8 protein-coding genes and 1 rRNA gene are annotated in these 11,090 nt (G+C 48.6%); 8 read left to right on the top strand and 1 reads right to left on the bottom strand.

What is annotated here, in order from left to right:
• Positions 1 to 18 precede the first annotated feature (18 nt).
• Positions 19 to 153 (bottom strand): 50S ribosomal protein L34, encoded by a 135-nt coding sequence (gene rpmH / locus EVJ30_RS07385; protein ID WP_083274156.1) that lies wholly within the window; start codon positions 151 to 153, stop codon positions 19 to 21.
• 778 nt (positions 154 to 931) lie between these two features.
• Here rpmH and dnaA point away from each other — a divergent pair.
• From dnaA to EVJ30_RS07425, 8 genes are all read left to right on the top strand, one after another.
• Positions 932 to 2,305, top strand: a complete 1,374-nt coding sequence (dnaA, locus tag EVJ30_RS07390) for a chromosomal replication initiator protein DnaA (protein ID WP_070329330.1) — start codon at positions 932 to 934, stop codon at positions 2,303 to 2,305.
• A 197-nt stretch (positions 2,306 to 2,502) separates the two neighbouring features.
• Positions 2,503 to 3,642, top strand: a complete 1,140-nt coding sequence (gene dnaN / locus EVJ30_RS07395) for a DNA polymerase III subunit beta (RefSeq protein WP_070329329.1) — start codon at positions 2,503 to 2,505, stop codon at positions 3,640 to 3,642.
• A gap of 134 nt (positions 3,643 to 3,776) precedes the next feature.
• Positions 3,777 to 3,992: a S4 domain-containing protein YaaA gene (yaaA, locus tag EVJ30_RS07400; protein ID WP_070329328.1), complete on the top strand. Its 216-nt coding sequence runs from the start codon at positions 3,777 to 3,779 to the stop codon at positions 3,990 to 3,992.
• A gap of 1 nt (position 3,993) precedes the next feature.
• Complete coding sequence (gene recF / locus EVJ30_RS07405; RefSeq protein ID WP_070329327.1) at positions 3,994 to 5,112, top strand: DNA replication/repair protein RecF; 1,119 nt, start codon at positions 3,994 to 3,996, stop codon at positions 5,110 to 5,112.
• Positions 5,113 to 5,166: 54 nt separating this feature from the next.
• Positions 5,167 to 7,095 carry a DNA topoisomerase (ATP-hydrolyzing) subunit B gene (gene gyrB / locus EVJ30_RS07410; protein ID WP_131457822.1) on the top strand — a complete coding sequence of 643 codons (1,929 nt, stop codon included), beginning with the start codon at positions 5,167 to 5,169 and terminating at the stop codon, positions 7,093 to 7,095.
• Between the two features lie 22 nt (positions 7,096 to 7,117).
• On the top strand, positions 7,118 to 9,703 hold the full coding sequence (gyrA, locus tag EVJ30_RS07415; RefSeq protein ID WP_131468564.1) for a DNA gyrase subunit A: 2,586 nt from the start codon (positions 7,118 to 7,120) through the stop codon (positions 9,701 to 9,703).
• A gap of 61 nt (positions 9,704 to 9,764) precedes the next feature.
• Positions 9,765 to 10,754: an HD-GYP domain-containing protein gene (locus EVJ30_RS07420; RefSeq protein WP_131457824.1), complete on the top strand. Its 990-nt coding sequence runs from the start codon at positions 9,765 to 9,767 to the stop codon at positions 10,752 to 10,754.
• A 225-nt stretch (positions 10,755 to 10,979) separates the two neighbouring features.
• A 16S ribosomal RNA gene (locus tag EVJ30_RS07425) occupies positions 10,980 to 11,090 on the top strand; the annotation flags it as partial.

Raw genomic sequence — 11,090 nt, forward strand, 5'->3', positions numbered from 1 at the left:
GCAATCTTTTGATCTTTATTAGACAGTCAAGGCTTTGCGGCCTTTACGACGACGAGCTGCAAGAATGTTGCGGCCGTTTTTAGTCGCCATACGCGAACGGAATCCGTGAACTTTTTTACGCTTACGGTTGTTAGGATTAAAAGTTGGTTTCATGGTTAAAGCACCTCCTCAAGGTTAACGCTCTATTAGCAAGTTATAGTTTCATTTAAGGCAGTCTTTAAGATTATATAAACTGTTCTACCGATTGTCAATGGCATTTCAAGAGGTTTTCTAATCGGGCACGAATAGTTGGCAGCGATGGACTTGATCTCCCCAGCTAGACGGATCAGGCTAGACATCGATAAAATAGGGGACTAAACGAGACGCAACCTTTACATTTGAGCCGTCATTCCTTTACAAATAGCTTGATAAAGCCATTTTATCCACATATCCACCTAGTTATCCACACTTATATGTGTATAACTCCGTCTTTTTCAACAATTGTAACGTGTGGTTTCTTAAAATTCCACTTTCTTCTCTTACAAAAACAATACGTTATTTTCTTTCTCCCTCTTTTGTGCATAACTTTTTCATGACGGCTCGTTCACTTTAAGTTTATCCACAACATATCCACAGCTTATCCACACTGTCCACAGCATGTGGATAAGTGCCTGTGGATTGTTTTTTAAATCTGTGGATAAATGTCAAAAACCGTTGCCACGTCTATTTTATTTTGCTAAACTAAATGTGCACAACTCGTGGATGATATTTCATCAATTCCGAGATATACACAGCCTGTGGATAACTGTTATCCCCATAGTTAACACCTTGTGGATAACGTTATCCACAGTTTTTGTTTCCTGGGGATAAGCCTAGTTTCTACTATAAGAATAGTGAATGTGTATATCATGTGAATAAGTTTCGCCAATATGTGAGTAAAGGAGGTCTTTCATTGAAAAATGCTCGCGAGATTTGGAGAAATGTTTTATCTCTAATCGACGAAGAAGAACGAACACCAAAAGCTAGCTTTGACATGTGGTTGAAGTCAACGGAAGGAATTTCATTGATGGGAACGACACTCGTCGTATCTGCACCCGCTAGTTTCATTGTCACTTGGCTCGAACGTCAGTACTTGTCATTACTGCAAGATACGGTTGAGGAAGTGACGAACAATCGACTTGAGATTCATTTTATCGAGGAGTCGCAAGCGCACAAGTATGCTCCTGCCGAGGGATCAAAAGAAGCGATTGCCGCTACAGAAACGAGAGAGCAGCCGGTTCCAGTACGATCAAAAGAGGAAGGGAACCTCGGTCAATTAAACGATAAGTATATCTTTGAAACGTTCGTCATCGGTTCGGGCAACCGGTTTGCCCACGCTGCCTCACTGGCTGTGGCCGAAGCGCCTGCGAGAGCTTACAACCCGCTCTTCATCTATGGGGGAGTCGGACTTGGAAAGACACACTTGATGCATGCGATCGGTCATTACGTGAAAGGGCAGAAGCCAGGCGCACGAATCGCCTACGTTTCGTCGGAAAAGTTTACAAATGAGTTCATTAACTCAATCCGCGACAATAAGACAGAGGAGTTCCGTAACCGTTACCGGAACATCGATGTTCTATTAATAGATGACATTCAGTTCTTGGCCGGGAAAGAACAGACGCAAGAAGAGTTCTTCCACACGTTCAATGCGCTCCATAACGATCAAAAACAAATCGTCATCTCGAGCGATCGGCCGCCTAAAGAGATTCCGACGTTAGAAGATCGTCTCCGATCTCGGTTCGAATGGGGACTGATCACGGATATCACGCCGCCTGACCTCGAGACGCGGATCGCGATTTTACGGAAGAAAGCGACAGCTGAAGGGCTTGATATCGCCAATGACGTCATGCTCTACATCGCGAATCAAATCGACACGAACATTCGTGAGCTTGAAGGCGCACTTACCCGCGTCGTCGCCTATGCGAAGCTGGTCGCCCGGCCGATTGACCCTGATGTCGCTGCCGAAGCGCTCCACAACATCATGCCGGTGCAAGAGGCGAAGAAGATTGTCATCCGTGACATCCAAGAGATCGTCGGTCATCACTTTAACATCGAGGTCGATGAGCTCAAAGCGAAAAAACGGACGAAGACGCTCGCTTTCCCGAGACAGATCGCGATGTATTTATCACGCGAGATGACCGAGAGCTCACTCCCTAAAATCGGAGAAGAGTTCGGTGGGCGGGATCACACTACAGTTATCCACGCTCATGAGAAGATTAGCACGTTACTCAAGCATGATCCGGAGATGCAAGAGACGATTAAAACATTGAAGAAGGCGCTGTCGTAACCGTCTCATTCCTCTTGTGGATATCCTGTGGATAAACAAGCCGAGTTATCCACACGTTATTCACAGGCAGATTGGCTCAACACCAGTTGTTCAAGTGAGTTATCCCCACTATCCACAGCCCTTATTACTATTATGACTTAAATAATACTATTATTATTAAACTATATGACTCATTTCACTTAGGAGGAATTATCCACATGCACTTAACGATTCAGCGCGATGTATTCATGCAAGCCGTACAAGATGTATCAAAAGCTGTTGCTTCTAGAACGACGATCCCGATTTTGACAGGATTAAAACTTGAAGCCCATGCAGATGGATTGACGCTCACAGGAAGTGATACGGAAATTTCGATCGAACGATTGATCCCGGTCGAAGAGGGTGGAATCGAACTCATCCAAATCCAACGTGCCGGTAGCGTCGTCTTGAACGCCCGTTTCCTTGGTGAAATCGTCAAGAAGCTTCCGACGAACGAAGTCACACTCGAAGTCTCACCAAACTTCATGACGCGTATCGAATCAGGTCAAGCGGAGTTCCATCTGAACGGACTCGACCCAGACGAGTATCCACGTCTCCCTGAACTAGCTAGCGACCGCCGGTTCTATCTTCCGGCCGATTTGTTGAAGACGATCATTCGCCAAACAAGCTTTGCCGTCTCGTCGCAAGAGACACGGCCAGTCCTGACAGGTGTGAATTTCTCAGCTGAAAAAGGATTTTTGACATGCGTCGCGACGGATAGCCATCGGTTAGCACTGCGCCGGGCCCGTTTTGAAACAGATGACGATTTGACGTTCCAAAACGTCGTCGTACCTGGTCGTTCGCTCAATGAGCTCGCGAAATTACTCGACCGTGAAGAGTTGCCGATTGAAATCGTCTTGACGGACCAACAGATTCTATTCCGTCTGAAAAACATTTCGTTCTTTTCACGTCTTCTTGATGGAGCGTACCCAGATACGTCTCGCTTGATCCCAGAAGAATATCGGACTGCAGTTCGTTTGAATGCGAAAGATTTCTTACAGGCGATTGATCGTGCATCGCTGTTGGCACGTTCGGATCGCAACAATGTCATCAAGTTCGTGGCTGAAGAAGCGAACACGGTCGAAGTCTCTTCACACTCGCCTGAAGTCGGGAAAGTGTCCGAGCGGGTCAGCATCTTATCGCTCGAAGGTGAAGAACTCAAAATTTCGTTCAACTCGAAATTTGTCATGGATGCGCTTCGTGCGCTCGATGCGACGGAAATCGAGGTTCAATTCACAGGTTCGATGCGCCCGTTCATTTTGCGTCCGGTCGAACAAGATAGTGTCCTTCAGTTGATTTTGCCAGTCCGCACATCGTAATCAAGATGGAGCGAATCGGGGATGATGAGGTGTTTCACCTTATCATCCCTATTTTTGCCTTATTCGACGTTTTTCGATAAACTAATATGTATGGCGATTTTTTGTGAAAAGTATGAAGGAAAGGAAGTGACGACATGGAAAAAGTGTCGATTACGACCGAGTATGTAACACTCGGACAATTTTTAAAATTAGCTGATATTATTTCAAGCGGAGGCCAAGCGAAATTCTTTTTGGAAGACGTTGAGATCAAAGTGAACGGCGAGGTCGATCAACGCCGCGGCCGTAAACTCCGCGACGGAGACAAGATTGAAGTCGAGGGCTACGGGGACTTCCAAATCGAGGGGAACTAACGTGCACTTATTGTCGATTCGACTGCAAAACTACCGCAACTACGAAGCCCTTGAGCTAAATTTTTCAGAACAGACGAATGTTCTCATCGGTGAGAACGCCCAAGGCAAAACGAATCTGCTCGAATCGATTTACGTACTTGCGCTCGCAAAGTCGCATCGGACGACGCAAGACCGTGAACTGATCGGGTGGGAAGCGGAAACGGCCATCGTCGAGGGTCGGATCCATAAACGTACCGGTGAAACGGTACAGTCGCTGAGCTTTTCTCCGAAAGGGAAAAAAGCGAAACTGAACCACCTCGAGCAACGACGGCTCAGTGACTACGTCGGAGCGTTCAACGTCGTCTTGTTCGCGCCAGAAGATCTTGCAATCGTCAAAGGCAGCCCTCAAGGAAGAAGACGTTTTTTAGATATGGAAATCGGACAAGTCAGTCCGATTTACTTACATGACTTGAATCAGTATTTGAAAACACTGAAGCAACGGAATGCATTTTTAAAACAACTGTCGATCAAAGGTGGGGACGAGACATTGCTCGAAGTGCTCACCGACCAACTGATTGAGCTTGCCGTCAAAATCGTCTCCAGGCGCCACCATTTTATCGATCAACTCGAGAAATGGGCCGGACCGATCCATGCAGGAATCACTCGGAACTTAGAAACGTTGACGATTCAATACGTCTCGGACACGTTTCAAAAAGAACGTCACACGAAAGAACAGATGTTTGAAACGTATCGGCAAAAGTTTGATAAAATAAGAGAGAACGAACGAAGAAGAGGTGTGACCTTGTTCGGTCCCCATCGCGACGACTTCGAACTGTACGTCAATGATCGGAACGTCCAAACGTTCGGTTCACAGGGCCAGCAACGCACGGCGGCCTTGTCGTTAAAACTAGCGGAGATTGAACTGATCCACGAAGAGGTCGGGGAGTATCCGCTGCTGTTGTTAGACGACGTCTTATCTGAATTAGATGATCATCGCCAAACCCATCTGCTTGATACGATGGGGCAGAAAGTCCAAACGATTATTACGACGACCAATATCGATGGAATTGCTCACGAAACGATTCAACAAGCCAAGTTGTTTCACGTGAAACAAGGTAAAGTTGAGACGGAATCTGTCTAACGTACGACCAATCCTTATGAACACCAATTCATGTATAGTAGGTGAATGAAACCGATGAGTAACGAAAATGAAAAACAAATGCAAGATTACGGTGCCGATCAGATTCAAGTGCTTGAAGGGTTAGAAGCCGTTCGTAAACGCCCAGGGATGTATATCGGTTCGACGGGTTCGCGCGGGCTCCACCACTTAGTGTGGGAAGTCGTCGACAACTCGATTGATGAAGCGCTCGCCGGTCATTGTGAAACGATTACCGTGACGATCGAACCAGGCAACTCTGTCGTTGTCGAAGATGATGGCCGGGGGATTCCGGTTGACATTCAGAAAAAGACAGGACGTCCTGCCGTTGAAGTCATCTTCACCGTTCTCCACGCCGGAGGTAAATTTGGCGGCGGTGGATATAAAGTGTCGGGTGGTTTGCACGGAGTCGGGGCGTCCGTCGTTAACGCCTTGTCGAAGAAACTCGAAGTATTCGTACGCCGAAACGGTAACGTCTACTATCAAGCGTTCAAACGCGGCGCCCCTCAAGGTGAGCTCGAGATTGTCGGTACGACAGACACGACCGGTACGACGGTTCGTTTCTTCCCAGATGGAGACATCTTCGACGAAACACTCGAATACGATTTTGATCTTCTAGCAACGCGCTTGCGTGAACTTGCTTTCTTGAACAAAGGACTTCGCATCGTCGCAAAAGATGAGCGGGGCGACGAAACGATTGAGCGAAACTATTGTTACGAAGGCGGGATCAAGTCTTACGTCGAGCATTTGAACCGTTCGAAGTCTTCGATCCACGATGAGCCGGTTTATGTACACGGTACGAAAGACGGGATCGAAGTAGAAATCGCGCTGCAGTACAACGAAGGGTTCTCTAGCAATATTTACTCGTTCACAAACAACATTCCGACACACGAAGGCGGGACGCACGAGACCGGGTTCAAAACGGCACTGACACGGGCGATCAACGATTACGCCAAACGCTTTGGATTGATGAAAGAGGCTGATGGCAGTCTTTCCGGCGACGACGTGCGTGAAGGGATGACCGCGATCGTCTCGGTCAAACACCCGTCACCGCAGTTCGAGGGACAGACGAAGACGAAGCTCGGTAACGCTGACGCCCGTACGGTGACAGATTCACTCTTTAGCGAGACGTTCGAACAGTTCTTGCTTGAGAACCCGTCGGTCGGCCGACTCATCGTCGACAAAGGGCTCATGGCAGCCCGTGCCCGCCTCGCGGCCAAACGCGCCCGTGAAATGACACGTCGTAAAGGCATCCTTGAAGTCAGCTCGTTGCCAGGTAAGCTGGCCGACTGTTCATCGAAGGACGCATCGAAATCTGAACTGTACATCGTCGAGGGTGACTCGGCCGGTGGATCAGCCAAGTCAGGACGCGACCGTCATTTCCAAGCGATTTTGCCAATCCGAGGTAAGATCATCAACGTCGAGAAAGCAAGACTCGATAAAATCTTAGCCAACCAAGAAGTTCGGACAATCATCACGGCACTTGGGACCGGGATCGCCGACGAATTCGATCTCGGCAAGGCGCGTTACCATAAGTTGATCATCATGACCGATGCCGACGTCGATGGTGCCCACATCCGGACACTGTTGCTGACGTTCTTCTATCGTTACATGCGGCCACTTATTGAGAGCGGCTACGTCTACATCGCCCAGCCGCCACTCTACGGTGTAAAACATGGTAAAGAGATTGTTTACGTCCAAAACGACCGCGAACTCCAAGAAGCAATCAAACGACTTCCTGAGAACGCGCGCTATAGTGTACAGCGCTACAAGGGTCTCGGTGAGATGGACCCGGAACAACTTTGGAGCACGACGATGAATCCAGAGTCTCGCTCGATGCTTCGTGTCGACCTTCAAGACGCCATCGAGGCAGATGAGGTCTTTGAGACGCTCATGGGCGACAATGTCGAGCCGCGCCGTGACTTTATCCAGTCACACGCACACTACGTGAAAAACCTCGATATTTAAAAAGAAGGGTAGGCAATAACGAATGGCAGAACAAGAAAATATCAAGGATATAAATATTAGCCAAGAGATGCGGACGTCGTTCATGGACTACGCGATGAGCGTCATCGTGTCGCGTGCCCTCCCGGACGTACGAGATGGTCTCAAGCCGGTTCACCGCCGTATCCTTTACGCGATGAACGAGCTCGGGATTCGTGCCGACAAGCCCCATAAGAAGTCTGCCCGTGTCGTCGGGGACGTCATCGGTAAGTATCACCCACACGGTGATTCAGCTGTTTACGAGACGATGGTTCGGATGGCACAAGACTTCAGTTATCGCTACGAACTCGTTGATGGCCACGGAAACTTCGGGTCCGTCGATGGAGACTCGGCAGCGGCAATGCGTTACACGGAAGCCCGGATGTCGAAAATCGCGATGGAACTCGTGCGCGATATTGGTAAAAACACGATTGACTATCAAGCAAACTTTGATGGTGAAGAGAAAGAACCAGTCGTTATGCCGGCCCGTTTCCCGAACTTCCTCGTCAATGGTACGAGCGGGATCGCGGTCGGGATGGCGACGAACGTACCACCACATAACTTGAACGAAGTAATCGATGGCGTGCTTGCGCTCACGCACAATCCGGACATCACGATTTCAGAGCTCATGCAGTACATTCCGGGTCCGGACTTTCCGACGTCTGGTGAGATTTTAGGACGCAGCGGTATTCGCCGGGCGTATGAGACAGGTCGCGGATCGATCACGATGCGCGCGAAAGCCGAGATCCAAGTGTTGAAGAACGGCCGTGAACGCATCCTCATCCATGAAATTCCGTATCAAGTGAACAAGGCCCGTCTCGTTGAAAAGATTGCTGACCTAGTTCGCGACAAGAAAATCGAGGGCATCACAGACCTTCGTGACGAGTCGGACCGAAACGGAATGCGCGTCGTCATCGAGGTACGCCGCGATGCGAACGCAAGCGTCATTTTGAACAACTTGTATAAACAGACGCCGATGCAAACGACGTTTGGGGTGAACATGCTCGCGCTCGTCGGAGGACGTCCGAAAACGCTCAACTTGAAACAAGCGATCTATTATTACATCGAACACCAAAAAGAAGTCGTTCGGCGCCGGACGCAGTTCGACCTCGATAAGGCAGAAGCGCGTGCGCATATTCTCGAAGGTCTCCGTGTCGCGCTCGACCACCTCGATGAAGTCATCGCCATCATCCGCAGCACGCGGACCGGTGACGAGGCCCGTGAGAAATTGATTGCTCGCTTCGGACTATCAACAGAGCAGACACAAGCCATTCTCGATATGCGTCTCCAACGGTTGACCGGTCTTGAACGCGAGAAGATCGAAGGCGAGTATCGCGAGATCCGTACGTTGATCGAAGAATTGCGTGCGATTTTAGGGGATGAGGAACTCCTTCTCGAAATCATTCGCAATGAGTTGACTGAAATCAAAGAGCGTTACGGCGATGCACGTCGTACGGTGATTCGTACCGACATCATCGAGCTTGAGGATGAGGATTTGATCCCGGTTCGGGACATGATGATCGCACTGACGAGCGAAGGCTACATCAAATCGATTCCGAGTGACTCGTATCGCACACAACGTCGCGGCGGTCGAGGGAAACAAGGAATGGGTACGAATGACGAAGACTTCGTATTGCGCCTCTTATCTGCTTCAACGCACGATACGATCTTGTTCTTCACGAACTTCGGTCGCGTGTTCCGCTTGAAAGGATATGAGATTCCTGAGATGAGCCGAACCGCGAAAGGGATGCCGATTATCAACTTACTCCAAGTCGATAAGGGTGAGAAGGTCGAAACGATGATCCCGGTCGACTTTAATAGCTATTTGGCGGACAAAGCCATCGTTGAGGACGCTGGTGAAGGTTCAGAAGAAGAAGAAGTGGCTGATGAGCAATTGTCACTCGTGTTTATCACGAAGCACGGACTTGTCAAACGGTCACCGCTTTCTGCCTATGCCCGCATCAACAAAAACGGATTGCGTGCCATCAGCTTGAACGATAGCGATGAGCTCGTTACTGTACGTCTAGCGAAGAGCGACGACGAGATGTTGATTGTGACACACGCCGGGATGTCGATTCGCTTCCCGCTCGAAGGTGAGGTCCGTTCGATGGGCCGTACGGCTCGCGGTGTACGTGCGATTCGATTGAAGAAGGATGATGATCGAGTCGTTTCGATGGAAATTGTACGCCCGACACAAGACGTGCTCATCATCACGGAAAAAGGATACGGCAAACGCACAGCGATGGAACAATTCCGGACACAAGGTCGAGGCGGTTCTGGAATTATCGGAATCAAGACAGACCGCGGAACTGTCGTCGGGATGCGCGTAGTCGATGAAGATGATGACATCATGCTCATGACCGAGCTCGGTGTCGCGATTCGAATCGATGCCCAAACAATTTCGCAAATGGGGCGTAGCACGCGCGGTGTTAAAGTCATGAATATCGAAGATGGCGACCGCTTGGCGACAATTGCTAAACTGAAAAAAGATGAATTAGAAGATGAATTAGAAGAGGAATCGACAGTTGATGTGGAGAATGGGTTTGTTGATGAAGCACCCGAAGTTGGCCCATCGTCTGAAGAGACTGAGTAAGACGAAAAGGTTGAACGGTGCTTCCGTTCGACCTTTTTTCATATAATCAGGAGGGATGAGCATGCGACTTGCCATTTCAAACGTTCACGTTGGGATGACGCTTTTGACGTCAGTTTCTTCGTTAGAGGCAGGAACGAAACTGACAAACGAACATTTACGCTTGCTCCGTTTTTTAAAGGTAGGAGCCATTGATGTTGCTCCGGTCGAATGTCGCCATCTTACCCGCGACGAGGAAATCGATCTATGTGCAAAAGTGCTCCAATACGAACGGCATTACAATCAATGGGAAGAACGGATTGCCCCCAACCCTTACGAAGCGCTTGAATTCGTCCATCAACTGTTCAAACGTGAATATCCGCTATCGGCCGTCGTCACGTTCTTTACGAATCAACCACTTCGAAAAAATCATGTGATTCATCATGCGATTTATCGAGCTTTAGTAGCCAAGACGCTATCGAAATACCGAGGAGACGAACACCGCATTCAATTCGATTATGGTGTTGCTTCTTATTTCGCAGATGCGAGCTACGCTAAAATACGAAAATGGTCCCACATGCGCTATTTCACAAAAATGGAACGAGAGCTATTGTATCAGCACCCGCTCGTCTCGCTTACGATGTTACCGCAAGATCAGACACTTAGAGCCAGGGTCGGTAAATTGATTGCCGAACATCATGAGCGTTTAGACGGGTCAGGTTTTCCGAGTCGGTTAGAAGAACGAGCCCTTCATCCTGCATCACCGTTGTTCATCGTCGCCGACCGATTCTGCCAATTGACAGCCCCACGTACGTTCAGAGAAGCGTTGACACCAGAAGAGGCTTATTTTTATATGTGGCAAAATGAGGCATACGATGGGGAAGCGTTGACGCTCTTAGCTACACTGCTTGGCTTTTACGAAGTAGGACGGACTGTCTTACTGAGTAGCGGTGTGCGCGGAACGATTCAATGCTACACGCCGAGCGTGGAACAACCGGTCGTAATCTCTGAACCAACACAAGAAACATACGATTTATCTCAACTTGATGAGGTTCGAATCGTCGCTTTTCAGTAACCGTCTAGCGTGTTCCTTCTATATAGTGCCGTCGAAAGAATACGCTAGATATTATTCTTTCAAAATATTTTATTTTTATAGTTGACGAATATAATCACAGATGCTATTATTAATGAGTCGCTAAGAGCGGCAGACGAACTTTGAAAACTGAACGATGAGGCAAAAAAAGTTTTACAAGTTTTGATTGAAGCGCAAGCTTCGTCATTTTCAAGAGCTATATCAAATTCTTTGGAGAGTTTGATCCTGGCTCAGGACGAACGCTGGCGGCGTGCCTAATACATGCAAGTCGAGCGCAGGAAATCGACGGAACCCTTCGGGGGGAAGTCGACGGAATGA

The organism is Exiguobacterium sp. SH5S13 (assembly GCF_004337085.1).
Classification (GTDB): Bacteria; Bacillota; Bacilli; order Exiguobacteriales; family Exiguobacteriaceae; genus Exiguobacterium; species Exiguobacterium aurantiacum_A.

What these genes read in the sequence shown, in the direction of transcription:
- rpmH (WP_083274156.1), bottom strand. Translation starts at nt 153, where the DNA reads ATGAAACCAACTTTTAATCCTAACAACCGTAAGCGTAAAAAAGTTCAC.
- dnaN (WP_070329329.1), top strand. Translation starts at nt 2,503, where the DNA reads ATGCACTTAACGATTCAGCGCGATGTATTCATGCAAGCCGTACAAGAT.
- yaaA (WP_070329328.1), top strand. Translation starts at nt 3,777, where the DNA reads ATGGAAAAAGTGTCGATTACGACCGAGTATGTAACACTCGGACAATTT.
- gyrB (WP_131457822.1), top strand. Translation starts at nt 5,167, where the DNA reads ATGAGTAACGAAAATGAAAAACAAATGCAAGATTACGGTGCCGATCAG.
- gyrA (WP_131468564.1), top strand. Translation starts at nt 7,118, where the DNA reads ATGGCAGAACAAGAAAATATCAAGGATATAAATATTAGCCAAGAGATG.
- EVJ30_RS07420 (WP_131457824.1), top strand. Translation starts at nt 9,765, where the DNA reads ATGCGACTTGCCATTTCAAACGTTCACGTTGGGATGACGCTTTTGACG.